The 25,685-nt window shown below is 38.2% G+C and carries 24 protein-coding genes; 16 read left to right on the top strand and 8 right to left on the bottom strand.

What is annotated here, in order from left to right; genetic code table 11:
* Positions 1–178 precede the first annotated feature (178 nt).
* Positions 179–595: an SET domain-containing protein gene (locus E6H07_17055; protein TMI61974.1), complete on the top strand. Its 417-nt coding sequence runs from the start codon at positions 179–181 to the stop codon at positions 593–595.
* Here the strand turns inward: E6H07_17055 and E6H07_17050 are convergent, their stop codons facing one another.
* Together E6H07_17050 and E6H07_17045 are read right to left on the bottom strand one after the other, a co-directional pair.
* Positions 596–1,324, bottom strand: coding sequence for a response regulator transcription factor (locus tag E6H07_17050; GenBank protein ID TMI61973.1), 729 nt, complete (start codon positions 1,322–1,324; stop codon positions 596–598).
* 30 nt (positions 1,325–1,354) lie between these two features.
* Positions 1,355–2,437, bottom strand: a complete 1,083-nt coding sequence (locus tag E6H07_17045) for a hypothetical protein (GenBank protein TMI61972.1) — start codon at positions 2,435–2,437, stop codon at positions 1,355–1,357.
* Between the two features lie 117 nt (positions 2,438–2,554).
* On the opposite strand from E6H07_17045, the gene E6H07_17040 reads away from it, so the two are divergent.
* A complete protein-coding gene (locus tag E6H07_17040) occupies positions 2,555–3,211 on the top strand; it encodes an intradiol ring-cleavage dioxygenase (protein TMI61971.1) in 657 nt (218 codons plus the stop codon).
* 5 nt (positions 3,212–3,216) lie between these two features.
* On the opposite strand, the gene E6H07_17035 is transcribed toward E6H07_17040, so the two are convergent.
* The 3 genes from E6H07_17035 to E6H07_17025 form a co-directional block, all read right to left on the bottom strand.
* Positions 3,217–3,693 carry a hypothetical protein gene (locus tag E6H07_17035; protein ID TMI61970.1) on the bottom strand — a complete coding sequence of 159 codons (477 nt, stop codon included), beginning with the start codon at positions 3,691–3,693 and terminating at the stop codon, positions 3,217–3,219.
* A 57-nt stretch (positions 3,694–3,750) separates the two neighbouring features.
* Entirely contained in the window at positions 3,751–4,446 is a 696-nt protein-coding gene (locus tag E6H07_17030; protein ID TMI61969.1) for a YggS family pyridoxal phosphate-dependent enzyme, read from the bottom strand.
* A gap of 106 nt (positions 4,447–4,552) precedes the next feature.
* Complete coding sequence (locus E6H07_17025) at positions 4,553–5,707, bottom strand: acyl-CoA dehydrogenase (GenBank protein TMI61968.1); 1,155 nt, start codon at positions 5,705–5,707, stop codon at positions 4,553–4,555.
* 217 nt (positions 5,708–5,924) lie between these two features.
* Between E6H07_17025 and E6H07_17020 the strand changes: the two genes are divergently transcribed.
* The 9 genes from E6H07_17020 to E6H07_16980 all read left to right on the top strand — a co-directional run bounded on the left by E6H07_17020 (position 5,925) and on the right by E6H07_16980 (position 14,338).
* Positions 5,925–6,527, top strand: a complete 603-nt coding sequence (locus E6H07_17020; protein TMI61967.1) for a hypothetical protein — start codon at positions 5,925–5,927, stop codon at positions 6,525–6,527.
* A gap of 17 nt (positions 6,528–6,544) precedes the next feature.
* Positions 6,545–6,847, top strand: coding sequence for a hypothetical protein (locus E6H07_17015; protein TMI61966.1), 303 nt, complete (start codon positions 6,545–6,547; stop codon positions 6,845–6,847).
* 108 nt (positions 6,848–6,955) lie between these two features.
* A complete protein-coding gene (locus E6H07_17010) occupies positions 6,956–7,375 on the top strand; it encodes a cytochrome c maturation protein CcmE (protein TMI61965.1) in 420 nt (139 codons plus the stop codon).
* Positions 7,376–7,422: 47 nt separating this feature from the next.
* Entirely contained in the window at positions 7,423–10,029 is a 2,607-nt protein-coding gene (locus E6H07_17005; GenBank protein ID TMI61964.1) for a cytochrome c assembly protein, read from the top strand.
* Between the two features lie 80 nt (positions 10,030–10,109).
* Positions 10,110–10,817 (top strand): DUF4294 domain-containing protein, encoded by a 708-nt coding sequence (locus E6H07_17000; GenBank protein ID TMI61963.1) that lies wholly within the window; start codon positions 10,110–10,112, stop codon positions 10,815–10,817.
* Between the two features lie 83 nt (positions 10,818–10,900).
* On the top strand, positions 10,901–11,638 hold the full coding sequence (gene bshB1, locus E6H07_16995; protein TMI62090.1) for a bacillithiol biosynthesis deacetylase BshB1: 738 nt from the start codon (positions 10,901–10,903) through the stop codon (positions 11,636–11,638).
* Between the two features lie 71 nt (positions 11,639–11,709).
* Positions 11,710–12,777 (top strand): acyl-CoA desaturase, encoded by a 1,068-nt coding sequence (locus E6H07_16990; protein ID TMI61962.1) that lies wholly within the window; start codon positions 11,710–11,712, stop codon positions 12,775–12,777.
* 133 nt (positions 12,778–12,910) lie between these two features.
* The gene (locus E6H07_16985; GenBank protein TMI61961.1) at positions 12,911–13,759 is read left to right on the top strand and encodes a GMP synthase; all 849 of its coding nucleotides are present in this window, start codon (positions 12,911–12,913) and stop codon (positions 13,757–13,759) included.
* A 114-nt stretch (positions 13,760–13,873) separates the two neighbouring features.
* A complete protein-coding gene (locus tag E6H07_16980; protein TMI61960.1) occupies positions 13,874–14,338 on the top strand; it encodes a hypothetical protein in 465 nt (154 codons plus the stop codon).
* A 28-nt stretch (positions 14,339–14,366) separates the two neighbouring features.
* Here the strand turns inward: E6H07_16980 and E6H07_16975 are convergent, their stop codons facing one another.
* Positions 14,367–15,296, bottom strand: coding sequence for a methyltransferase domain-containing protein (locus tag E6H07_16975; GenBank protein TMI62089.1), 930 nt, complete (start codon positions 15,294–15,296; stop codon positions 14,367–14,369).
* A gap of 139 nt (positions 15,297–15,435) precedes the next feature.
* Here E6H07_16975 and E6H07_16970 point away from each other — a divergent pair, with 139 nt between their 5' ends.
* A complete protein-coding gene (locus E6H07_16970) occupies positions 15,436–16,827 on the top strand; it encodes a DNA polymerase III subunit epsilon (protein TMI61959.1) in 1,392 nt (463 codons plus the stop codon).
* A 4-nt stretch (positions 16,828–16,831) separates the two neighbouring features.
* A complete protein-coding gene (locus tag E6H07_16965; protein ID TMI61958.1) occupies positions 16,832–17,668 on the top strand; it encodes an FKBP-type peptidyl-prolyl cis-trans isomerase in 837 nt (278 codons plus the stop codon).
* Between the two features lie 9 nt (positions 17,669–17,677).
* Here E6H07_16965 and E6H07_16960 read toward each other — a convergent pair whose 3' ends face one another.
* Positions 17,678–18,115, bottom strand: a complete 438-nt coding sequence (locus tag E6H07_16960; protein ID TMI61957.1) for a type I restriction enzyme HsdR N-terminal domain-containing protein — start codon at positions 18,113–18,115, stop codon at positions 17,678–17,680.
* Between the two features lie 43 nt (positions 18,116–18,158).
* On the opposite strand from E6H07_16960, the gene E6H07_16955 reads away from it, so the two are divergent.
* The 3 genes from E6H07_16955 to E6H07_16945 all read left to right on the top strand — a co-directional run bounded on the left by E6H07_16955 (position 18,159) and on the right by E6H07_16945 (position 21,441).
* Positions 18,159–18,929 (top strand): AMP nucleosidase, encoded by a 771-nt coding sequence (locus E6H07_16955; protein ID TMI61956.1) that lies wholly within the window; start codon positions 18,159–18,161, stop codon positions 18,927–18,929.
* A 106-nt stretch (positions 18,930–19,035) separates the two neighbouring features.
* On the top strand, positions 19,036–19,497 hold the full coding sequence (tnpA, locus tag E6H07_16950; protein TMI61955.1) for an IS200/IS605 family transposase: 462 nt from the start codon (positions 19,036–19,038) through the stop codon (positions 19,495–19,497).
* Positions 19,498–19,710: 213 nt separating this feature from the next.
* Positions 19,711–21,441 (top strand): ABC transporter ATP-binding protein, encoded by a 1,731-nt coding sequence (locus E6H07_16945; protein ID TMI61954.1) that lies wholly within the window; start codon positions 19,711–19,713, stop codon positions 21,439–21,441.
* 54 nt (positions 21,442–21,495) lie between these two features.
* On the opposite strand, the gene E6H07_16940 is transcribed toward E6H07_16945, so the two are convergent.
* Positions 21,496–25,362 (bottom strand): TraB/GumN family protein, encoded by a 3,867-nt coding sequence (locus tag E6H07_16940; GenBank protein ID TMI61953.1) that lies wholly within the window; start codon positions 25,360–25,362, stop codon positions 21,496–21,498.
* Positions 25,363–25,685 lie beyond the last annotated feature (323 nt).

Raw genomic sequence — 25,685 nt, 5'->3', positions numbered from 1 at the left:
TGTCACTACTAAATCAAAAGAAAGGAAAAGATAATAAGAAGGAAGGTAAAAAAAATGCTGCCGGCAATACACAAGGTTCTAAATTCATTCAGAAGCCTAAATCAACCGGTTTTGTAAGCAAACAATCTAATACGGGTTCACAAAGAGGCAGCTAACCTCCATCCACCACATATTTATTATGACTAAAGAACAGATCTTAAAAGAACTGGCAACCGAGACATTTGTCACTTTGAAGCCATCAATCGTCCACGGTATCGGGGTATTTGCGTTGAAAGACATTCCAAAGGGTTGCCGTGATATCTTTTCTAAAAATGAGATCAACTGGATAAAAATCCCCATCACGGATGTTGACAAGCTACCCGATTATTCAAAAAATTTAGTGGAAACTTATTGCCTCTACGATAAGGAAGATTATTTCATTCCATCACATGGTTTCAAAATGGTGGATATGGTAAATTATCTTAATCATTCTTCTCTGCCCAATATCACACCAGTGGATGAAGGTGAATTCTATGAAGCATTGATTGATATTCCGGCAGGAACTGAATTGCTGGTGAATTACAAGCACCTCGTAGAAACAGATGAGTACGATTGATCAGCGTTTCAAAAATTTTCCTTTTAGTAATTTTTCCATCACTTCATCTTTCAGGTTTCGGCTGATGGGTATATGATGTGCCCCGATGCGGATATCATTCCCTTCAATACTTTCTATTTTACCTGCAGCAATTATATAGGATTTATGCACTTTAATAAATAATGAGGCAGGAAGGTATTCTTCCACCGATTTGAAAGTAAGGTAAGTGATGTATTTTTTATCCGTGGTATGAATGACCACATAGTTTTGTAATGCTTCAACATAGAGTATTTCATCAAACTGAATTTTTACAAGCTTATTATCAGCCTTGATAAAGAAATAATCCTGTTGTGCTGTTGCCTGTTTCGCATCTTCTGCATTTACCTGTCTTATTTCATAAAACTCTTTTGCACGCATTGTTGCTTTTAAAAACCGGTCGAAAGAAATTGGTTTAACGAGATAGTCAAGTGCATTTAATTCAAAGCCATCCAGCGCATACTTCGGGTAAGCTGTAGTAAAAATAACCGGTGGAGCTTGTTGCAAAGTTTTAAAAAAATCAAGTCCAGTGATCTTTGGCATTTGTATATCCAAAAAAAGCAATTGTATTTCTCCTTTGCTGATCTGCTCTGTTGCTTTTAAAGGATTATCATATTCACCAATAAGATTTAAAAAATCGACATCCGTAATATATTCCTTCAGTCCTTTGCGGGCCAGTGGTTCGTCATCAATTATGATACAATTAATTTTCATTATTTGATACCTGGAAAAGTTATTGAATAACTAATTACTTATTTGCAACTTAAGATTCACATCAAAATATCCATTACTATTTTTTATTTCCAATTTGTGTTTGCCGGGATATAATAACTCCAGCCTTCGTTTAACATTCACCAGCCCGATACCACCCTGCTCTTTTCCATTTAGCACTCCCCCTTCTGTAGTATTGTTTACACTAAAATTCATTTCTCCATTTTGTTTTGAAATATCAATCTTTATTTCATTTTTTCTTCCATCCGCAAAATGAGAAATATGTTTAAAGGAATTTTCAACAAAAGGAATCAGCAAAATAGGTTCAATAGAAAAACCCTTTACATCCGGCGAGCAATTGAGCTCAATCTTATACTGCTCATCTGTACGGAGCTTTTGCAGGTCCACATAATCTTTTAAAAAAGTGATCTCCTTTTCTACCGGTATTTTATCGCCATTACATTCATAAAGCTGGTAACGCAGCATTTCAGAAAATTTATGTAGCGCATTTCTCGCTTCCTCATTCTCTTTGTTGATGAGAAAATAAACCGAATTGATAGAGTTAAAAAGAAAATGCGGGTTGATCTGTGATTTCAGAAAACTCAATTCCGTCTCCGCTTTTTCCTTCGCCATTTCAGTTAAGCGCTGTTGTGTTTTTATAAAATCGATCACCAGTTTTACGGCTACACCTGCCGTAACAAGGAAGAAATGCGGAATGATATTATCATAGATCCTTGCTTTAAAGTTTACAGAGTTGATCGCAAACAACCCGGGATTATTATAGATATGGCCAAGTATCTGCATTTTACTATAGCTGCTCAGCAAGATCATAACAATATAACTTAACCCAAAAAGGAAATATCTTTTTTTGTACAATAAATGCGGAACCAATAAGAAGTTCGCAATATATATCATCAGTGCCAGGTCAGTTACTTTCAATAGGGTAATAATAAAACCCTTGTCCGGCGGATAATCCTGGACACGGAGGTTGTACCAAATGCCAAAAACCAGCATCCAGATGATGACATGATGCAGTTTGTACTTTATAAAGAATGGAGCGTTGTGCATAGTGCAAAATAAATTTACGAAATACAGTCCGTAAAACACATTACACATAGGGTAACTGTGACTTGATGAAAAGCATTTTGCATTTTATCACGCCTTTTATACCGGATATGTAATCGTTTTACAAAATGGGTTCCTGTTAGATTAACTTGTTTTAAAAGTATAGCCATGAAAACATTTTGGGTATTAATACTGATAACTATAAGTTTACAGGCCTGTACACAAACTGGTACAACTGTTAAAAACCAACCGCTGGCATCCGATAAAAAGGTTGGCGGCAATTGTGAAGGATGCGAAGCGATTTATGAGAGCCCGGTTCCCTTTTCACAGTTAAATGAAGTGGATACATTACCCGATTTTAATGATGCCGGACCTAAAATTCAGATCAGTGGAATTATTTATAAGCCCGATGGCAAGACGCCGGCGGCAGGAGTTGTGCTGTATGTTTATCATACCGACCAGAAAGGTATTTACGCAACGAAAGGAAATGAGAAAGGCTGGGGTAAACGACATGGTTATATCCGCGGCTGGATAAAAACAAATGAAAAAGGCGAATATAAAATCTATACGTTAGTTCCTGCTTCATATCCTAACAGCAGTAACCCTAAACATATTCACCCAACAATAAAAGAACCAGGGTTCTCTGAATACTGGATCGATGAATTCGTATTCGATGATGACCCGTTGCTGCCTGCATCGGAAAGAAACCGAACAAACCCTGTTGGAGGAAATGGTATTTTAAAAACAGAAATGAAAGATGGGATACTCCATTCTGTAAGAAATATTACATTAGGATTAAATGTGAAAGATTATCCCAAACAGTAAGCTGGTTACTTAATTGAAAAATCAGCTTTTATTTTGTAATAAGCAACCGTACGCTCCACAAGGTTACTGAGAATGCCGTTTACTTTGAGATTCCAGTGTTCTGTTTCCTTATTATAAGTTACTTCAATTGTACCTGAAGTTGCTTCAACATAAGAAGCACGGCCCGCTGAACGAAAAGAATATCTTGCATACACTTCAGCTTTATCATCAGCGTTTGTCTTTATTTTATAAGTTCTTGAAGAAAGCTTTTTTCCCTTGAAAAACATAGTAAAAAACTGCTCCCGTTGCTGAATAGTAATGGTGAGATTGCCTTTTATCTTTTCAACTTTTACAACAGCACTTTGATGCGAAGTAAAATAATTATTATATCCACTGGTATCTGTAATAGCTATCGGGCAGCGGGCATATGTAGTGTCGCCTGTTTCTTGAGCATTCAACTCAAAGGCAAATAACAGCAGGGCTATAATTGTATAAATTTTCATTAATTATTGGTGGGGAATAATTACAAAGTTTTAAAGATAGCGAACTCATTGGAAATATTAGGCATCTACTTCTGTGTCAACCCCCTTCTTATCTCTTTCTCCAAAGATCAGGCTACCGATTCTCACCATATTCCCGCCTTCCTCAATTGCAATCTCATAATCACTACTCATTCCTATCGAAAGGTTTTTGAATGACGATTGCCAGCCCCGAAAGGTTTTATGCTTATCAAACAATTTTTTCAGGTATTTAAACTCACCCCTGATCTTGTCATTGTCTTCGGTCAATGTTGCCATGCCCATCATACCACATATTCTTATGTTCTGCAGATCAAGTGCATCCCATTGCTGAATGAGATCGTCGATCTCTGTTTCATAAAACCCGAATTTGGTTTCTTCATCCGCAATATGCACCTGTAATAAGCAATCGATCACATGGTCTTTTTTTCGAGCTTGCTTATTTATTTCTTTCAACAGGCCGGTGCTGTCTACACCATGTACCATATGCACAATGGAGGCGATCTTTTTTACTTTGTTTGCCTGGAGGTGACCAATAAAATGCCAGCGGATATCGGCAGGTAACTGCATAGATTTCTCCAGCAACTCCTGTACATAATTCTCTCCAAAATCCCGTTGACCAGCTTTGTAAAGCTCAAGGATTTCAGATGAAGGTTTAGTTTTGGAAACTGCTACCAGTGTTATCTCAGTGCCCAGCCTTTTTATCAGCCGTTTATAATTCTCAAGATTAACGGACATTCAATGAAATATTTAATTCAAAGGGTAAAAGTCCTTAAGAAGTAAATGTAAAAAAAATGTACAAACAGCAAGGCTGTTTGTACATTAAATGATTTATGTCATTATTTTACTTTAAGATACTGCGGCTTATTACTATCCGCTGCACCTCACTTGTGCCTTCGTAGATCTGGGTGATCTTGGCGTCACGCATCATCCGTTCAACATGATATTCTTTGACAAAGCCATAGCCACCATGTATCTGCACTGCTTCCGTCGCTGTCCACATTGCCGTTTCACTTGCAAATACTTTTGCCATGCTGCTGCTAAGTGTATAATCCATCCCATTATCTTTTTCCCACGCTGCTTTCAGGCACAATAGCCGGGACGCTTCGATCCGTGTAGCCATATCCGCCAGTTTAAATGCAATTGCCTGGTGGTTCATGATCTCCGTGCCAAATGCTTTTCTTTCTTTTGAATATTTTAATGAAAGCTCATAAGCACCGCTTGCAATACCGAGAGCCTGCGATGCAATGCCGATACGTCCGCCGGCAAGCGTCTTCATAGCGAACCTGAAACCGAAACCATCTTCTCCAACCCGGTTTGCCTTCGGCACTTTTACATCCTGGAACATGATGCTATGTGTATCACTACCGCGGATACCGAGTTTATTTTCTTTAGCGCCAACTGTAACACCCGGCCAGTTTTTTTCAACTATTAATGTATTGATGCCGCGGCTTCCTTTACCAGCATCAGTCTGGGCCATTACCAAATAAACAGAAGCTGAATTACCATTGGTGATCCAGTTCTTAGTACCATTCAGCAAATAATGATCGCCTTTATCCTCTGCAATTGTCCGCTGGCTTGTTGCATCACTGCCTGCTTCAGGCTCACTTAACAGAAATGCGCCAATATAAAGCTCACCATCTTTTTTGCCCTGCGCCAGCGGCGTTAAATATTTTTGTTTCTGTTCTTCATTGCCATATTCCTGCAATCCATAACATACTAAACTGTTATTTACACTCATCACAACACTCACACTGGCGTCTATCTTGCTGATTTCTTCTATTGCCAGCACATAACTTACCGTATCCATTCCGGCACCGCCATATTCAGGTTTTACCATCATGCCAAGAAAGCCCAAATCAGCTAGTTTCATGACTTGTTCTTTGGGAAATTTTTGAAGTTCGTCTCTTTCAATTACACCGGGTAGACATTCTGTACGGGCAAAATCTCTTGCTGCCTGCTGAATCATCAGTTGCTCTTCTGTGAATTCAAATAACATCTTATCTATTTTAAAACCCGATAACTATCGGGAGGCGCAAAGATAAGTGTAAAGAGGGCTTGACGAACAAGTGTTCGGGGTGAATTAATATTGAACTTTTAGGCGTATCCGAAAGATATTTTAGCTTTATAAAAAATCAAAACAGAGAATAAAGTCATGGAGTATTTTAATAAAATAAAATCTGCCTGATTTTTCCCAACTCTTCAAACGAATTCATATGCCAGTCATGAAAAATTTCAAGGATATTGACAGCTATATAGCTAGCTATCCTGCTGCCACACAAAAACTCCTGAAGCAAATACGAACTACAATAAAAAAAGTAGTGCCAAAAGCAGAAGAGAAAATCGTTTACGGAATACCGACTTTTTTCCAGAATGGAAATCTTCTACATTTTGGCGGCACTAAAAATCACATTGGATTTTATCCAACACCTTCAGCCATTATTGCATTTAAAAAAGAGTTGAAGGATTATGTCACATCAAAAGGAACAGTACAATTTCCGCTCGACAAACCATTGCCTTTAAAACTGATTACAGAAATGGTGCAGTTCAGGGTGATGGAAGCTGAAGAAAAAGCTCAAAAAAAAGCAAAGCCAAAAGCAAAAAAGGAATCTAAGAGTGAATACATCAAATACCATAATGATGGAACTATTTGGGCAAAAGGAACAATGGTTGGTGATAAGCAAGATGGTTACTGGCAATTCTTTCGCAAAGATGGGGTGATCATGCGTTCAGGATATTTTGATAAAGGCAAACAAACCGGCGAATGGACGACCTATGATAAAAAAGGAAAAGTGTATAAAGTAACAAAGATGAAATAACTCTTTAAAAGCTTTTGTTGAAACCAAAAAACAAAACACTTCGCATATGCAAACAGGGGCATCGGTATTATAAAAGCAGCGATTGCCCTACTTGTCCGGTTTGTGAAAATGCAAAGAAACCAGGTACAGGGTTTCTTTCACAGCTTAGTGCACCTGCAAGACGAGCATTAGAATCAAAAGGAATCAAGACTCTTAAACAGTTATCAGGATTTACTGAAAAGGAAATACTTGCTCTGCATGGCATGGGCAAATCAACTATACCTAAACTAAAATCAGCTTTAAAGGAAAAAGGTCTATCGTTCAAATCATTGCAGGATTAAACCGGTATAAAGCCGGCAAAAACTAATTGACAAAAATCATTTATCGACCTGTAAACAATCGCTTTCATTCTGTGGTTTTGACCTAACTTTGCCTCGCAAATTTGCATTATGAAAAAAATTCACATTATCCTGTTGGTGCTGATAGCTGTGGCTATCGGGGTGCTGATAAGCTTTTTAAAGGTCGCCTCTACTTACGATACGTTTGCGAATGCCAAAGAGCAACCCGGAAAGTTCATGCATGTAATTGCAAAGCTTGACAAATCAACTCCCCTTGAGTACGACCAGGTGAATAACCCCAACTATTTAGGCTTTAGTGCTGTAGATAGTACGGGAACTGTAATGAAAGTGATTTACAGGAAAGGCAAACCTGAAAATATTGAACACAGCGAACGGCTGGTGCTGAAAGGTAAATACGAAAACGGGCAATTTGAATGTAAAGACATATTGATGAAATGTCCATCCAAATACAAAGAGGATATGAGTGCTGCGGAAAAAAATATTCAGAAAGCTACTGAAACTAAATACTAATAGCCCGGAAGAATTGATAATTAACAATCGAAAATCAACAATAACTAATGGATTATATAGGCGAACAACTATTGCCCGGTAAGCTGGGACATTTCTTTCTTTATCTCTCACTTGTATCTTCCTTAGTTGCTACGCTTACTTACTTTTTATCTGCTCAATCAAAAAACCAGGAAACGGCGAACGACTGGAAAAAATTGGCCCGCATCTCCTTTATCACTGAAGCATTTTCGATAGTTTCTATTTTTGCAATCCTCTTTTACATCATTCATGAACATCGTTTCGAATACAAATATGCCTGGCAGCATAGCAGTCTTTCGTTAGAGTTCAAATACCTGCTCGCCTGCTTCTGGGAAGGCCAGGAAGGTTCATTCCTGTTATGGGGCTTCTGGCATTCTGTAATTGGCCTGGTCCTGATAAGAACAGGAAAAAAATGGGAAGCTCCGGTAATGACGGTGATAAGCTTTGCACAGTTTTGTTTGGCCACCATGATCGTCGGGCTTTATTTCTTTGGAAAAAAAGTTGGTTCTGATCCATTTATTTTACTGAGAGATTCTGGTGTGCTGGATAATGCCCCTGCATTGCATATGGGCATGGACGTGACAAAATCTTTGAGAGGCGACTATCTCACTTTTATAAAAGATGGTAATGACCTGAATCCACTGCTGCAGAATTATTGGATGGTTATTCACCCTCCTGTTTTATTTCTTGGTTTTGCATCTTCCATTGTTCCGTTTGCCTATGCAATTGCCGGTTTATGGAAAAAGCAGGATGGCCAAGGAATCATTGCTGATTGGATCAGGCCTGCATTACCGTGGACTTTATTCTGCGTCGCATTTTTAGGATTAGGTATCATGATGGGTGGCATGTGGGCTTATGAGTCACTCACTTTTGGTGGCTATTGGGCATGGGACCCGGTTGAAAACGCATCACTTGTTCCGTGGCTGGTGATCATAGCAGGTGTACATACATTACTTGTGTATAAGCATACAGGCCGGGCTTTAGGAGCAACTTATTTATTCCTTATGTTAGGTTTTGTTTTAGTTCTGTATTCAACCTTCCTTACACGTAGTGGAATATTGGGCGATACCTCTGTGCATTCATTTACCGATCTGGGTTTAAATGCCCAGCTCTTTTTATTATTATACACTTTCCTCTGGGGCAGTGCAATACTTACAGCGCAAACCCGTGACCAGAAAATATATTTTGGTGTATCAGCAATTGCCTTAGTCATTCTTTCCGCTTTTATAACCGTACCTGCCATAGCATTTATTTCCATGCTTGCAGGTTTGGGTGTTTTGTGCTATAATATTTTTTCAATCTCCACCGCAGTTAAAGATGAGGAAAAGGCATCTTCCCGTGAATTCTGGATGTTTATCGGTTCGTTGGTTCTATTCTTGTCCGCATTGGTTATTATTTCCATTACATCTACCCCGGTATTCAATAAGGTTTTTGGTATAAACAAAGCACCGGAAGAAGACATGATGCATCGATATAATAGCATCCAGATATTTGTTGCCATTATTATTGCGGCTCTCTCAGGCCTTGTTCAATACATGAAGTACAAAAGCACCGGCCGCAGTTATGTAGTTAAAAAAATTATCTATCCAGCTTTGATCTCTGCTGTACTTGCTTTCGTTGTCATTTATTTTGGTAAAATTAATTATGGAGTTGAAGGCCCGGGTTTCCTTGCAGCAATCTGGCTGGCAGTAACCTGCAGCATATTTGCCATTGTTGCTAATCTTAGTTATATCTGGTTGGGTATAAAAGGCAATTTGAAAATAGCTGGCGCATCAGTTGCGCATTTTGGTTTTGGTTTAATACTATTAGGCATCCTCATTTCATCGTCCAAGAAAGAGATCTTATCTAATAATAGAAATGGTATAGCTGTTCCGTTAGGCGAAAAAGAAAACCCAATGGAAAATCTGACATTGATCAAGGGAGTGCCCAGCGAAATGAGCAATTACACTCTCACCTATGTATCAGATTCTATTCACCCAAAAAAGCAACAGTGGTATTACAATATCCGGTTCCAAAGCAAGGACGGCAAAGAGGATTTTCTTTTACGCCCTGATGCATTTGTAAACTACAAGGGTAATGAAGGCTTAATGGCAAACCCATCTGCCAAACATTATTTTACACATGATGTGTTTACCTATATCACTTCTTTACCCAACCCGGATAAGATGCAGGATACGTCAAATTTTCAACCTAAAATGATGAAACCCGGTGATACTGCATATTACTCTAATGGCTATATCATTATGGATAAAGTGACATCGAGGGACAGCATTCCACAGCCCGGGTTTAATCCTGAGGATATTGCAACCGCTGCTTCCTTCACCATCAAAACAAAATACAATGCCACTTATACGACTGATAAAGCATTGCTGCTAAATGTTGGCGGTCAACTGCAATCTTACCCTGATACCATTGCAGCAGAGGGCCTTGTTATTAAACTAAACAGGGTTGACGCTAATGGAGTCGAGGTAGGGATCAAAGACTCCAACGCTATCACTAAATACATCACCCTTAAAGCGTATAAGTTTCCCATGATTAACCTGCTATGGCTTGGTGTGGGTGTTATGGTAATAGGCAGCCTGATGAGTATGCTACGCCGCATCAATGAAAACAGGAAGAAAAGGGCCATATCGTAATTATCCGGGCAAAACAGCTTTTCGAAACTTTTAACTGTCTTATTTAACTCTGAACAAAGGTTTTTTTAACTTTGGTAAGTATGTTATTGGTTCGCATCCATATTAAACCGGTTTTACTCGCAGCTATTTTTTTTACCTGTGCAGTTGATCTTTTTTCACAAAGGCAAGCAGAAACTGTCAGCGACAGCAGCATATTACCCATTCCTTCTTATGCTGAACGTTCAAAAAAATGGGGGCCTAACGATACTATCATCACTTCTGCTATCTGGTATAAAAATGAAATGCTTTCTTATAAAGACGAAGAAATGGTTTGGGTAAGCAAACTCGGTGGTCGTCAACTGGAAAAATACAAAGCCGAGTGGACCCGTTTGCGCAATGCAGTGTATGTAACCTATCCCTATGCAAGAGTGGCCGGGGCGACTATCAATGATATCAATGCACAATTAGCAGGCGTTAAGAATAAAAATAAAAGAAAAGAAATTATTAAATCAAGAGAAAAAGAATTGCGTAAACAATTTCAGCAACCGTTGGAGAATTTATCTGTTTATCAGGGAAAAATATTAATGAAACTGATCAACCGGCAAACGAATAATGATTGCTACGAGATCATCAAAGAATATAAAGGTAGTTTCAATGCAAGGGTTTACCAGACAGTAGCATTCTTTTTTGGCAGCAGTCTGAAACAGGATTATGACCTTACAAAAAAAGATAATCGTGATATTGAAAATATCGTCAAAGAGATTGACGGTGTCTGGTATCAAAATCCTAACAGGCCCTTAATTAACTGATGCCGCATTGGCAATTCCTCAACTCTCCCCTATCTTGCATCACTTTCTGATAAAGCCACACTCAAAAAATTTTAATCATGGGTATTAAACTGGATATTCTGGCCATCGGTGTTCATCCTGATGATGTAGAGTTGGGTTGCAGTGGTGTACTGCTACGTGAATTAAAGAAGGGAAAAAAAACTGGCATACTGGATCTGACACAGGGAGAATTAGGCTCAAGAGGTACTATAGAAACAAGATATGCTGAAGCAGCCAATGCTGCCATGATCTTAGGCGTGCAGGTACGTGAAAACCTGAAAATGGCAGATGGCTTTTTTAAAAATGATGAAGAGCATCAGCGGAAAATAATTACAGTGCTGCGCAAATACCAACCAGAAATAATTATTACTAATGCATTGCACGACCGGCATCCCGATCATGGTCGTGCAAGCCAGCTTACTGAAGATGCAGCTTATTTATCTGGCCTGGTAAAAATTAAAACAATTGATGAAGCCGGAAATGAACAGGCGCCATGGCGCCCTAAATATGTTTTTCATTATATACAAGACCGTTTTATTGAGCCAGACTTTATCATAGATATAACAGATGTGTTTGAACAAAGAATGGAAGCTATTAAAGCATACACTACGCAATTTTATAATCCCGAAAATGAAGAGGATGGGCCACAAACCTATATCTCCACTCCTGATTTTTTTGAATCGGTAATTGCCCGTGCAAGAATGATTGGCAAGAAAATAGGGGTGAAATATGGTGAAGGTTTCAACACTAGAAAAACATTGGGCTTGAGCAATTTTGACTCACTCATGTTAGTTGAGACTTAATGAAAAAGGGGAAAACTCTAACGTTTACTTCATTTATTAAAGTGTACCTTTGTCCCTTATAATTACAGTACATGACAATTCCAAAGTTTGCTCATTCATCCAATTCCTTTCATTCCGAAATGAAGAAAAGAATCAACGATTACTTCAGTAATGTAGGAAAATCGTATACCGGTAATTACAAATTGTGGCTGAAAGCGGGAATTCTTCTAGTAAGTCTTCTTGCAGTTTATATACATCTTATATTTTTTACACCGCCAACATTCTGGGCTATTATGGAATGTCTTCTGTTAGGCGGGTTGACTGCTGCTGTTGGCTTTAATGTAATGCATGACGGCGGGCATGGCAGTTTCAGCAAATACAAATGGCTGAATAAAATGGCCTCTTTTTCTGCAAACTTTTTAGGCGCTGATAATTTTATGTGGCGTTCAAAGCACAATATCATCCATCATACTTATACAAATATTGATGGCGTAGATGATGATATTGAAGCAAGACCTTTTTTACGTTTATGCCCTGAGCAGAAGTTTTATAAAATTTACAAATTTCAATATCTCTATTTCTGGATGGCTTATTGTCTTTTATATCTCTGGTGGATATTTGTAACAGATTATAAAAAATATTTCCTGAAGCGTGTCGGCAATGTACCGCTTCAGAAAATGAAATGGTATGACCATATTACTTTCTGGAGTTTCAAAGCTGCACATGCCTTTTTGTTTATTGTACTGCCTATTACACAGGTTGGTTTTGTAGCATGGGTAATAGGATTTTTGGTATTTGCAATGTTTGCAGGTTTTGTGTTGGCCATTGTATTCCAGTTAGCGCATACAGTAGAACACACTCATTTCCCTGTGGCTAATGAAGAAACCGGAAAAATGGATGATGAGTGGGCTATTCACCAGTTGAAAACAACCGCCAATTTTGCTACAAAAAATAAACTCGTAAGCTGGTTCGTGGGTGGATTGAATTTCCAGATCGAACACCACCTGTTCCCTAAAATTTCACATGTACACTATCCTGCCATCAGCAAGATCATCAAACAGGTTTGCCAGGAGTATGGAATTACTTATATCGAATATCCAAGAGTTCGGTTAGCAGTAGCTTCTCATATTTCATTCCTTCGTCAAATGGGCAGAGGATAAATTAGTTGGCTCAATCATTTGCAACTGTACATTTCATAATTCATGTCAATTTTTTACTGTTAATCCACAATTGTGGAGAATCGTAACATACACGATTGCATTCTGTTTTAAATAACTATTATTTTTGTATACCATGAATTTATCTGAGAACAACAAGCTACGTATTGCTATTCTTGATCTGTACAATGGAGCAGCTAATCAGGGCATGCGTTGTATCCGTGAAATACTGAACGAATGGAGTGAAGCTGTAGATGAGGATGTGGAATGGGATGAGTTTGATGTAAGACAGAAAAACGAATTACCCGATCTTTCATACGATATCTATATTTCAAGTGGTGGTCCCGGCAGCCCGTTAGATTCACGATTTGATGATTGGGATCAGAACTGGTGCAACTGGTTGAACGAAGTAGAACGCTGGAATAATAACCCATCCAATCTCAAAAAGAAATATATCTTCTTTATCTGCCATTCATTTCAACTGGCATCGCGGTATTTCAATGCAGGTGTTTTGAGTAAAAGAAAGTCTACAGCATTTGGTGTTTTCCCTGTCCATATGATCGCCGGAGGATTTGATGAACCTGTATTTGATGGATTGAAAGAGCCCTTTTATGGAGTTGACAGCCGCGACTATCAGCTTACACAGCCCAATATGGATCACTTGGATGAATTGGGTGGTGAGGTCTTGTGTATTGAAAAAAACAGGCCGCATGTACCTTATGAAAGAGCCGTGATGGGTATCCGTTTTAATGAATATATGGTGGGTACGCAGTTTCACCCTGAAGCTGATGCTGTCGGCATGAGCATGTACCTGCAAACGGATGAAAAAAAGGAAACAGTGATAGAAAATCACGGATATGAAAAATGGGCCAGCATGTTAGAGCATTTGAACGATCCGGATAAGATCATGTGGACCTATTCTAAAATACTACCCAATTTTCTCAATCATTCTCTTGAGCAACTGACTCCTGTAATAGTTGCATGAGTTTTGGATAGATTGATTTTTTTGAAATATAAAAGATTGTAAAGCCTCTGAGATTTCAGGGGCTTTTTTGTCAATAGAGAGTTATATCAGAAGTTGTGTAAATTAGAGAGTTATGTGAAACCTAAAGACACAATCATTTTTTTGAAAAGTAAATACAATAAGATATCGTTACGTTTTGCAATCCTTTTTGGAATTATTTTAATCATTGAGTTTTTATTTGCACAGGTTTTTCCTGACTGGACATTTAAGGCTGGTTTTTTAGTTATTACAAATAACATCCTATCCTATTTGTCTTTTTGGGGACTAGTTTATTGCATGATCTTATTTTTTAGACCTGCTTTTGAGATAAAAGTTGTTTGCGGAATTCTATTCACAGTCTTACTCGGAATACATTCTTGCTCTGAAATTTATCCAATTGACACAACAACTCAGCCGAATGACTTGAAAACAATCCAAACATATAGTGACGGAAAGAAGTTAGTGGTTCGACAGTATAAAAATGCTAAAACAAATGCAGATATTCAGGACACTGTACTTGTAAAAGATGTTTACTTATTTCGACGCTTATATAAACGATAGAACAAGTTTATAGCTAAAAATAGCATTCTCACTTCACCACCTCAAAACAAACCCTTCCCAACTTTCCTTCAAAATCAAATGGTGTAGTTGGCTTTGTAATATCTTTTATTGAAGCAGCTTTTATTTTATCCTTATGCAGTTCAAACTTCCGGTAATTATTACTGAAGTATAAAATGCCACCGGGTTTCATCGAAGCAAGACAATCATTGATCATTTCAACATGGTCACGTTGTATATCCAGAAAATCAGTACCCATTTTTTTACTGTTGCTGAATGTTGGTGGGTCGCAAACAATAATATCAAAATAACCGGCTGATAAAGTTTTCAGGTATTGCTTTACATCAGCAGCAATAAACTTGTATTTCTTATCATCCGTAAACCAATTCAACTGCATATTCCGTTCAGCCCAGCGCAGGTAAGTATTAGAGAGATCAACTGTTACTACTTCATCTGCACCACCTGCTCCTGCATAAACAGAAAATGAACCTGTATAGGCAAACAGGTTCAAGACTTTTTTACCTGATGATTTTTCTTTTGTTATTTGCCTCGTTACCCGGTGATCTAAAAACAAACCTGTATCGAGATAGTCAGAAAGATTTACATAAAATTTTAACCCATTCTCTTCAACAATAATTTCATTTTTAGCAGTCTCTAACCGTTGATATTGTCCCAGTCGCCCCGGCTTCCGTTGACGGAGTTTCAGGTAAACCTTTTCACGTTGGAACTCTAATAATTCACATATCACTCCAATACATTCTTCCATCCATCCATCATGCTCCTCTTCACTCATTCCATGGCGGCGTTTATATTCAGCAACATAAAGACATTCGCCATAGATCTCTATGCAAAAAGGAAATTCCGGCAGATCATGGTCGTACACCCGCCAGCAGGAAACACCCAGCCGTTTAGCCTGTTTATTCAGGTGACGGAATACTTTCATAAGCCGGTTACGAAACATCTGTAATTTCTCTTCCTGCACTGCCATAAATTTGCGAACTTAGAATTTCGCCACAAGATAAGGATTGTGAATGGTGAGTTGTGAGTGGTGAATAGTGGCTCAATATCATAATATCCAATATCCCAATATCAAATACTCCATGTACGCAATAGTCGACATAGAAACAACCGGCTCCTATGCAGCAGCAAACGGCATTACTGAAATTGCAATCTTCATTTCAGATGGTGAACGCATTACCGATAGTTTTTCAACGCTTATAAATCCTAATCAACCCATTCCGCATTATATTCAAACGATGACCGGTATTACCAATGAAATGGTAGCAAAAGCACCGGCTTTCGAAAAAGTAGCAAAGAAGATCTACAAACTATTGCAGGATAAAATTTTTATAGCCCATAATGTAAACTTTGATTACTCATTTGTAAAATCACATCTCGAAGCAAATGGATTTTCCTTCAACACAAAAAAATTATGTACTGTAAGACTGGGGCGTAAGATACTGCCCGGTCTTTCTTCTTATAGTTTAGGCAATTTCTGTAACTCAATGGGTATTCTCAACAATGCCCGTCACCGTGCAACCGGTGATGCAGAAGCTACTGCACATTTATTTCACCTGATGGTGCAGCGTGATACAGAAAATCATATTGAAAAAAGTTTGCAACGCAATTCAAAAGAACAGCACCTGCCACCGAATGTTCCAAAAAAAGATTTTGAACAATTACCTACAACACCCGGCGTTTATTATTTCCATAATGAAAAAGGAAAAATAATTTATGTTGGTAAGGCAAGAAATATCCGCAGCAGGATCAGCAGTCATTTTTCCGGTGATATGCAGGGCCGGCAAAAACAGAATTTCATTAAGCATACACATTCTATCAGTTTTCAACCAACGGCTACAGAACTGATGGCACATATTCTTGAATCAACAGAAATAAAAAAACTCTGGCCCATTTATAACTACTCGCAAAAGAGATGGGAAGATGTGTATGGCATTTTCAGTTTTGAAGACCAGAACGGGTATCAGCGTATAGCGATCGAAAAAAATAAAAAGAATCTTCACCCGCATCACACTTTTCATTATCTCGTGGATGGTCATGCTATTATCCGCAAGCTGATCAAAGAATATAATCTTTGTCCCAAAATCTGTTTTATGCAGGCAAATAATATTGCTTGTGAAGGATTGAAAGATGAAACCTGCTATGGTGCCTGCGAAAAATCAGAATCGGCAGAAAAATATAACAAGCGGGTAAAAAAAGCATTAGACTCTCTACGTAATCAATCTTCATTTATTATTGTTGATGAGGGGCTGCATCATGAAGAAAAAAGTTGCATATTGGTGGAACATGGCAGCTTTAAAGGCATGGGATATATTTCCTCTGAAATTCAGGTTACTGACCCGGGTACAATAAAGGACCTTATCAAATTATACAGGGAGAACCAGTTCATCCGCAATATCGTATTGGGATATGCAGCCAGGTATCCCAATAAGGTCATCCATTTTGAAAGCGAAACTATCATTACAGAAGGTTAAATAAATGATTTCCGGTGCAATCATTAGGCCCTCATCCCCTATTTTTGCTGCTCAAATTTTAAATATGAAAAGATCAGTTTTAATATTGGCTGTTTTGGTAAGTGTATCAACTGTGTTTGCGCAAACAGGCACTAAACCAGCCACAAAGTCCACTACTACAAAACCGGTAACGAAGCCGGCCACAAAGCCTACTGCCAAACCCGCAGCCGCGGCTCCGGCAATGAAAAATATCCTGGATTCAGCCAGCTATGCAATTGGTATGAGTGTGGCAAATTTTTACAAACAACAGGGTGTTGTGAACCTTAACTCAGCCATGATCATAAAAGGATGTGACGATGTAATGAAAGGTAACAAAGCAGCATTTGATGACAATACTGCCAACAACATCATGAATACATTGATGAATATGCTGCAGGCGCAAAAATCACAGGTAACCGTAGCAGAGGGTGAAAAATTTTTAGCAGCGAACAAAATGAGACCCGGCGTAAAAGTAACAGCAAGCGGTTTGCAATATGAAATAATAAAAGATACTACGGGTTACAAACCGGTACCGGCTGATACATTTGTTGTTCATTACCGTGGCACTTTAATAAATGGAGTTGAATTTGACAACTCTTATAACCGCGGTGAACCTTTGGTATACCCAATGACCCAGGTTGTTACAGGTTGGACAGAAGGATTGCAACTGATGAGCATTGGTAGTCGTTATAAATTTTATGTCCCTTATCAACTCGGCTATGGTATTTATGGAAGAGAACCAACGATTCCCGGCGGCGCAGTACTTGTTTTTGATCTCCAACTGGTTGATGTAAAAAGATTCAAAGCTCCGAATTCACAATAAAGTAATTTATCAGCTCATTACAGGCATTGAATCGATACCTATCAATTCAATGCCTTTTTTTTGCCAACCATAAGTGTAACTCCCATTGGTAATTAGCATATATGAAACAGGAACAGCCTGGTTGTATCTTAGTAACTGTTCAAAAACTTTTTCCTCTAATGTAACTGATGATGCTTTGCATTCTACCATCATCCATGGTTGATGTTGTCTGTCATAAACAAGAATATCAAATCGTTTTTTAAGTTCACCCAATTGTATTTCTTTCTCGATAGCGATCAATGTTGCCGGATATTGATGAGTCTTAATAAGAAACTGAATAAAATTTTGCCGCACCCATTCTTCGGGTGTAAGTGGCACCCATTTGCGGCGGAGTAGATCAAATATTACTTCTTTCCCTTTCTCTTCTTTAATTGTAAAACCAGGTTCGGGGTAATTTATTACAATCATTCTTCAAAACTAATTGATTAAATTCGCAATGAAAGGAGTTCATATGAAAACAAAAGATGAAATAGTAAAGAACTGGCTGCCCCGTTATACCGGTGCAAAGCTCGAAAGTTTTGGTGAGTATATATTGCTTACCAATTTCAGCAATTATGTTGACCTGTTTGCGAAATGGAATAAAGTGAAAATAATTGGTGCCGGCAGACCGATGCAATGTGCAACAGCGAATAATATTTCCATTATCAATTTCGGTATGGGTAGCCCTACTGCAGCAACGGTAATGGACCTCCTTTCTGCCATTACTCCAAAAGCCGCTTTGTTTCTTGGCAAATGCGGTGGATTAAAAAGAAGAAACAAGCTCGGTGACCTGATACTTCCTATTGCTGCAATACGAGGCGAAGGTACCAGCAATGATTATTTTCCTCCGGAAGTACCGGCGCTGCCAGCATTCGCATTACAAAAAGCTGTTTCCACAACCATTCGTGATTACGAAGTTGATTACTGGACGGGCACGGTGTACACAACTAACCGTCGTGTATGGGAACATGATGAGGTCTTCAAAGAGTATTTACAAAAAATAAGGGCTTATGCAATTGATATGGAAACTGCAACCATATTTACTGTCGGTTTTTATAATAAAATACCAACGGGTGCATTGCTGCTTGTAAGTGACCAACCTATGATACCCGAAGGTGTGAAAACAGAAGCCAGTGATACAAAGGTGACAGCAAAATTTGTTCAGACACATTTAAAGATTGGCATCGACTCATTGAAACAATTGATGAATGATGGAATGACTGTAAGACATTTGAAGTTTTGATTTGTGTAATCAGCATTGTTATTACTATTGGTCTTACGTTGCGTCGCACTCTTGTACGTTCATATCGCTACTGAATATATACTCCAAACATCTAAAACCATCAATCATGGCTGGAACCTTTTCACAGCTTTATGTACAATATGTATTTGCAGTTAAAGGCAGGGAAAACCTTATTCGCCCCGAGTTTGAAACTGAGCTTTACAAGTATATCGCAGGCATCATAAAAGGTAAAGAACAGAAACCATTGGCAGTAAATGGCATGCCAGATCATATTCATATATTGGCAGGAATAAAACCGGTGATGCGCATTTCCGATTTAGTTCGTGATATAAAAAATAATTCAACCAATTTCATAAATGAGAAGGGTTGGCTAAAAAAGAAATTTTCCTGGCAGGAAGGTTATGGTGTATTCTCTTATTCTGAATCCAACTATGGGAAAGTAATCGATTATATCCGTGACCAGAAAAAGAAACATGAAATCAGAACATTCAGGCAGGAGTATTTATTGTTACTAAAGAAGTTCAACATTTCGTTTGATGAGAAATATTTGTTTGAGTTTTATGATTAATATTTAAAATCACCTGAATAAATCCCGAAGGGATACCATTAATATAGCCCCGAAATGACAGCAATATCTAAATTACCAACCCCGAAGGGGTGGCATATAAATAAGGACATCAAACTAATATCACCCCTTCGGGGTTTTGAGATAAATTCGTTCATAATATTTTAATTCTATATAAATAACATCCCTTCGGGATTATGAAATAGAATACAATAAATGACCCCATTACTTCAAATAAAAAACCTCTCTGTTGATTTCATTGCAGAAAATGAAACGACACATGCTGTTAAAAATATTTCATTTGAAGTAAACAAAAATGAGATCGTGGCGCTGGTTGGCGAATCAGGCTCAGGAAAATCAGTCACCTCGCTTTCTATTCTTCAATTATTGCCAATTCCGCCGGCAAAATACAGTTCAGGTGAAATTTTGTTTAGTGAAACTGAAACAAAAAACCTTTTACAACTCAGCAAAAAAGATCTGCAAAAAATCCGTGGCGATAAGATCTCGATGATCTTCCAGGAACCGATGACATCATTGAACCCGGTACTCACCTGCGGCAACCAGGTAATGGAAGCTTTGCTACAACACAGAAAAATTTCAGCAACAGAAGCAAAGCAAAAAACAATTGAATGGTTCAGCAAAGTAAAACTGCCTTCACCAGGATCTATCTTTAATCGTTATCCGCATCAGCTTAGTGGCGGGCAAAAACAAAGGGTAATGATAGCAATGGCCCTTTGCTGCGAACCTGCCCTATTGATATGTGATGAGCCAACCACTGCATTGGATGTAACTGTACAAAGAACCATTCTTGAATTAATAAAAGAACTGCAACAGCAAACAGGAATGGGAGTAATTTTTATTACTCATGATTTGGGTGTCGTAGCCGAAATAGCCGACCGTGCTGTAATCATGTACAAAGGAGAAATTGTTGAACAGAATTCTGTAAAAGAAATTTTCACGAATGCTGTACATCCTTATACAAAGGGATTAATTGCCTGCAGACCGGTTTTGCATAAAAAAGGAGAACGGCTACCTGTAGTGAGTGATTTCCTGGATGAAAAGAATACTACTGGAAGAATAACGAACAAGGAACAAGGAATTTCGAATATAGAAACCAAATATCCCAATACCCTAATATCCCAATCACAAAACAAAATACTTCTGCAAGTACAGAACCTTTCCGTTTACTTCCCTTCTAAAAAAACTTTTCTTGGAAAAACACTTGAATATGTAAAAGCAGTTGATGATGTGAGTTTCGAAGTGTACAAAGGAGAAACCCTGGGTCTTGTAGGAGAAAGCGGTTGTGGAAAAACAACATTAGGCAGAACATTGCTACGTTTAATAGAACCTACTTCAGGCAAAATAATTTTCAACCAGCAGGAGCTTACAACTATTCCATCAACTGATTTAAAGAATGTACGCAAAGAAATGCAGATCGTTTTCCAGGATCCTTATTCTTCGCTTAATCCACGCATTTCAATTGGCTCAGCGATCACAGAGCCTATGAAAGTTCATTCGATACTTAAAACTGACAAAGAAAGAAAGGATAAAGCTGTTGAGTTGCTTGAAAGTGTAAATCTCGATGCAAGGTTTTTCAATCGTTACCCGCATGAATTCAGCGGTGGGCAACGACAACGGATCGTAATAGCAAGAGCTTTAGCTCTCAATCCATCTTTTATTGTTTGTGATGAATCTGTTTCTGCATTAGATGTATCTGTACAGGCCCAAGTATTGAACTTGCTAAATGATTTGAAAAGCAAATTTGACTATACTATCATTTTTATTTCACATGATCTTTCCATTGTACGCTATATGAGTGATCGTATACTGGTGATGTACAAAGGAAAGATCGAAGAAAGCGGAACTGCTGAAGCTGTTTATACAAATCCACAATCCGATTATACCCGCCGCCTGGTTGAATCAGTGCCAAAAGGAATTGTGGCATAAAAAAACCGCTGAATAATTCAGCGGTTAGTTATAAAAAAGAGTATTCGTTTTTATTTAATCATTCTCATAGTTCCGGTTTCTTCCTAACCCTTCTTCATCCTCATCATTGTAAAATTTTTTGGCACTTTTTCTTTTTGAGTAGAGCAACTTCTTCAGGATCTTGCTTAACTGTCCCTGCAAGGGTTCATCCTCTTTTATTTTAGTGTCAGTTATCCGGGTAAAATTATAACTGTTATACGATGGCAATCTTGAATAGATATTCGAAATTGTAGGAAAATATGGCCACTCCAACTTATCAGTTTCAAACTCGAATTTTTGGGGATCTTCTGGTACAAGGCCTACTGTCGCTATTTTCCAGAAACCATCATCTTTCTTAGGTTTTACTTTGAAGAAATAAACAAAGCCTTTTTTGCCCTTGTATTCTACCGGTAAACGATCAAGGTATAAAACAGAATCTGGCTTGCCATATGAGTTTTCGAGTAATATTCGGCTTTTTCCCAATGAAATATGCGTATTGAACGAATCAGGGAAAAGATCCAGTCGTTTCATTTTCTTTAATTCATCATAGAGATCATAACGATATTCATCTTGCTTGGCAAAATAACTGATCATCGTATCCGGGTAGTTTTTCTTATGCTCAATTAAAAGCAACAAAGTATGATACTTCAGTTTCTTATCATTTGAATTCAACATTTGGTCAAGTACCGGTTTTACTGAACTATTTGTTTCTGCAAATGGCAACAACAGCTTTGCATAAGTTTCAAGTTCCGCATTACCAAAACCTGCATCCGCATTTGTTCGATAACCATAATCCTCCTTAGCTTCTTTTTTGTTTTCTTCTTTCTCAATCAAACGTTTCTTTTCAGCAATAGCTTGCTTTTTTAATAACTGTTTTGCCTCGACCAGGAATTTGCTGAAGTAAATTTCATAATCCTTAGGCTTCACCAGGTTACTGTCCACCATTTGCCCCAGCAGGTCCATCATTGGCTTTTCATAATCATCAAGGTTGATCAATGGTAACAGGTCAGGTAAAATAGTACGTGTAAGCTCCAGTGTATCGGTTAACTCATCAAAGAACTTACCATTAAAATAACTGAAAGACATGCCACTGCTACGTCCCGTCCTGCCGCCTGAATACACACTATAATTGGTAATATCATAGCTATAGTTATTATCACCTACGTTCAATACAGGCGGATCGGCTGTTACGATATCCCTGAACATTTTATATGCATGATCTGTCTTGTGTTGAAGTATAGCCTCCAATATGGTATACTGTAATTCCACCGTATCACCTGCTGCATAGTACAGTTCTTTCAGGTAATCTGTTGCTACCGTATTTTTTATTTCGCCAATTTTTTCAATCAGCTCTTTTTTACTGTCCAGGTATTTTTTCATATCCCAGTTCATCCGGGATATAGCTTTTTTAAGTTGCGGCAGATCGGCAGAATCAAAATCCATAGATGAAAGATTCCTGTAAGCTCTTTTAACCACTACACTGTCACTGCTGAACATATCATCAAAAAAGATCTTAGTTTTCTTTTCAAACGGATTGAGTCCTTTTAATGTATCTGCCGGTGTAAATGTTTCAAAGAAAGTTTTAATAAAAGCACTGGGTTTACTCAGTGTATCCGTTTGTGTAACGATTGAAAACCCAACTCCATCCTTATAAAATGATTTGCCCCAGAGCATACGGCTGCTTCCCGAATCAGATACCTGTACTTCCCAAACTTTCATTTTATTTGGTAACTCAGTTTTATTTTTATAGCGGATGATCCAACTGCTGTCAAAATCGGTCAGCCCCTTGTTATCTAACTCCAGCCAGATCGAATCACTATAGTATGCGTATTTTGAATTTCTAAAAAAAGTAACATATATCTTTTCGCCTGTGGTGTCATTTTGAATCATTTTGTTCCTATAAACTCCTGATTCCAGTTTACCTTTTTCCGATTCATCTGCCTCACCTTCATCGTCGTAATTGCGGAACCATCCGCCATTACCCATATTATCCAGCTTAATTTTTTTATCCTCAGGGTAAACAGGTGACTTTACTTTGAAATACAATGAGGTATCAACTCTTTCTTTAGCTGCATTATAATTATAAGGCAATAGTTCGAATGAATTGATAAAGGATTGCATTTTCGGTGTCTCATTTTTACCATGTGCCACGAGTGTGTAATAATGCGGACCGCGGATGATAAATCGGGTAATGAATAATGAACTGTCCTTGTCTTTAAACTTACATTCAAGTGCCGGATAACCTTTATGGTTTACAAATTTTCTTGATAAAGTTCTTGCGATGAATTCTGATGACCCAAAACTTTCTTCCATCAAGGAAAGATCAAAACTGTCTTCTTCTACAAAACTATAATTGCTGATATCAGTACGGATGATACGGTAATGCGTACCCGACGTTTTATCCTCTGCATCATAGATCCAACTTCCATCGTTACCTATATAAGGCTCATGTGGCAACTCGACTTTAAATCCACCGTAAGGCGGGGAATATTTTATACCCCCGTTTTTATATTCTTTTAAATGGATGCTGTTAAAAAATTTCTGCGCTTCTGTTCCATTCTTTACATAATCCCCTGAACCACTTATTTTGAAAAATAAGATCTCAAAAGGTGTTACAAAAATCTGGTAATGCTGCATGTCTCCCCTGCGTGTACGATTGATAATCTCAAAACCTTTGTAGCCATTTTTTACGATCGGAGTTTTTGAAATAATTTTCCCCGGTATATTCTCATATAGCAAACTATCCACTCTTCGAAAAGCTTCATCCGATGAATGGTTCCAAAGCCATGCGTTAGTCATTAGCCTTGTCACCATATAATAACTTCCGTTTGCCATATCTGCATACTGGCGCAGATCAACAGACTCGCCAATATCTGCTTTATGAAATTTTCCAGGAATATCTACTTTAAAAAATCCATCTTCTGAAACTTCAGTTTTGAATGTAACCGGCACACGAAGCTTTTCAACAATTTCTTTATGCTTGCTGTCACGTTCCTGTATTTTAATAGCACGGAGCTTATATCCTCTCTTTCTTAGTATTTCAATCACGCCTCTTTCACCCGGCAGGTGTGCGGCTCCAACACCCACAAAAAGTGTTGCTCCGGATCTAATAATGGAGTCGATACCATCTGCCTGTATCTCGTTTCTGCGGTACAAAAATTTCTCATCAAATGCAGCTGAATAACTGCTCAGTTTATTGATTGAATCCAGTTGATCAAGATTCCCGTTACGATAAGCCTCCTGCAATTTCCCGGGACTATAATCGCTATCATAATCATCGCTTCTTTCTTTTTGCGGTGTCTTATCCTTTCCTGCATCTTTGTAAGCTTCCATCATCAGCCGCATACTTTCTTCATAGTGTTCTACACCTGTCACTTTTTTACCCCAACGTTTTCCGCATTGATAAATATACATATCAAGGTAAGTGTCTTCCTCAAAATCAGCTTCATCATCACCGTAAGTACGGTAAAGAAGACTATTAATTACGGATGGGTTACTTGATAATGCATTTTCAATTTTTGTATCATACTTATAAAACTTCAGTGTACTAATGGTAAGAAAATCATCAGGCACTCCTATATAATTGCCAAACCGGGAAGCAGCTGTCTGATAACCCTGGCCACTTTCCATTTCATATTTATCCATATCCTCCTGCCAACTTTCAGGGTTTGTTTCAAGTGCTACAACATCTGCATTTTTTATACCGAGATAAAAAGAATCGGACAGATGAAATGCGATCTTGCTGCTTACATGCATTGTGCCGAATAGATAAGATGGCTTTTTCAATCCTTTACCGGTAATTTCCCAAAGCAAGCTGGGATATTTTCCTGGTTTAGGTTTTTTTTGTGCCAAAGTAGATAAGGAAATGATAACCGCAGAAACGAAAACAATTAGTTTTTTCATTATTGGTTGTTGGTTCGTAATTTTTTTATTACTCAAATTTAAGATGCAACAACTGATGTAAAAGCATAAAATAAAAGAATGAAAATGATTTGACAGGCTTTTCACAAATATATCAGCTGCCCCTCCTCCCCGACCATTTGTATAACGGGAAATGATGGGGAAAATTTTCCGCTAACTTGGTCTATCAACCCTTACCTTTGCCGACTTTAAGACCTGTCGCAATTGTGACAGACTGTATAACCAATCCGGCGCCGTAAGGCCGGGATGGTAATATAACCTCCCCTCTGCACCAACCGGTGATCGTTATACAGCTTATAATCCAG

The organism is Bacteroidota bacterium (assembly GCA_005882315.1).
In the GTDB taxonomy this organism is placed as follows: domain Bacteria; phylum Bacteroidota; class Bacteroidia; order Chitinophagales; family Chitinophagaceae; genus VBAR01.
Note: the sequence above shows the minus strand (reverse complement) of the source record. Positions and strands in the feature narration are given on the sequence as shown.

Excerpts from the sequence above, each read along its gene's own strand:
- E6H07_17055 (TMI61974.1), top strand. The coding sequence starts at position 179 with ATGACTAAAGAACAGATCTTAAAAGAACTGGCAACCGAGACATTTGTC.
- E6H07_17050 (TMI61973.1), bottom strand. The coding sequence starts at position 1,324 with ATGAAAATTAATTGTATCATAATTGATGACGAACCACTGGCCCGCAAA.
- E6H07_17045 (TMI61972.1), bottom strand. The coding sequence starts at position 2,437 with ATGTGTAATGTGTTTTACGGACTGTATTTCGTAAATTTATTTTGCACT.
- E6H07_17040 (TMI61971.1), top strand. The coding sequence starts at position 2,555 with ATGAAAACATTTTGGGTATTAATACTGATAACTATAAGTTTACAGGCC.
- E6H07_17035 (TMI61970.1), bottom strand. The coding sequence starts at position 3,693 with ATGAAAATTTATACAATTATAGCCCTGCTGTTATTTGCCTTTGAGTTG.
- E6H07_17030 (TMI61969.1), bottom strand. The coding sequence starts at position 4,446 with ATGTCCGTTAATCTTGAGAATTATAAACGGCTGATAAAAAGGCTGGGC.
- E6H07_17025 (TMI61968.1), bottom strand. The coding sequence starts at position 5,707 with ATGTTATTTGAATTCACAGAAGAGCAACTGATGATTCAGCAGGCAGCA.
- E6H07_17020 (TMI61967.1), top strand. The coding sequence starts at position 5,925 with ATGCCAGTCATGAAAAATTTCAAGGATATTGACAGCTATATAGCTAGC.
- E6H07_17010 (TMI61965.1), top strand. The coding sequence starts at position 6,956 with ATGAAAAAAATTCACATTATCCTGTTGGTGCTGATAGCTGTGGCTATC.
- E6H07_17005 (TMI61964.1), top strand. The coding sequence starts at position 7,423 with ATGGATTATATAGGCGAACAACTATTGCCCGGTAAGCTGGGACATTTC.
- E6H07_17000 (TMI61963.1), top strand. The coding sequence starts at position 10,110 with ATGTTATTGGTTCGCATCCATATTAAACCGGTTTTACTCGCAGCTATT.
- E6H07_16990 (TMI61962.1), top strand. The coding sequence starts at position 11,710 with ATGACAATTCCAAAGTTTGCTCATTCATCCAATTCCTTTCATTCCGAA.
- E6H07_16985 (TMI61961.1), top strand. The coding sequence starts at position 12,911 with ATGAATTTATCTGAGAACAACAAGCTACGTATTGCTATTCTTGATCTG.
- E6H07_16975 (TMI62089.1), bottom strand. The coding sequence starts at position 15,296 with ATGTTTCGTAACCGGCTTATGAAAGTATTCCGTCACCTGAATAAACAG.
- E6H07_16970 (TMI61959.1), top strand. The coding sequence starts at position 15,436 with ATGTACGCAATAGTCGACATAGAAACAACCGGCTCCTATGCAGCAGCA.
- E6H07_16965 (TMI61958.1), top strand. The coding sequence starts at position 16,832 with ATGATTTCCGGTGCAATCATTAGGCCCTCATCCCCTATTTTTGCTGCT.
- E6H07_16960 (TMI61957.1), bottom strand. The coding sequence starts at position 18,115 with ATGATTGTAATAAATTACCCCGAACCTGGTTTTACAATTAAAGAAGAG.
- E6H07_16955 (TMI61956.1), top strand. The coding sequence starts at position 18,159 with ATGAAAACAAAAGATGAAATAGTAAAGAACTGGCTGCCCCGTTATACC.
- tnpA (TMI61955.1), top strand. The coding sequence starts at position 19,036 with ATGGCTGGAACCTTTTCACAGCTTTATGTACAATATGTATTTGCAGTT.
- E6H07_16945 (TMI61954.1), top strand. The coding sequence starts at position 19,711 with ATGACCCCATTACTTCAAATAAAAAACCTCTCTGTTGATTTCATTGCA.
- E6H07_16940 (TMI61953.1), bottom strand. The coding sequence starts at position 25,362 with ATGAAAAAACTAATTGTTTTCGTTTCTGCGGTTATCATTTCCTTATCT.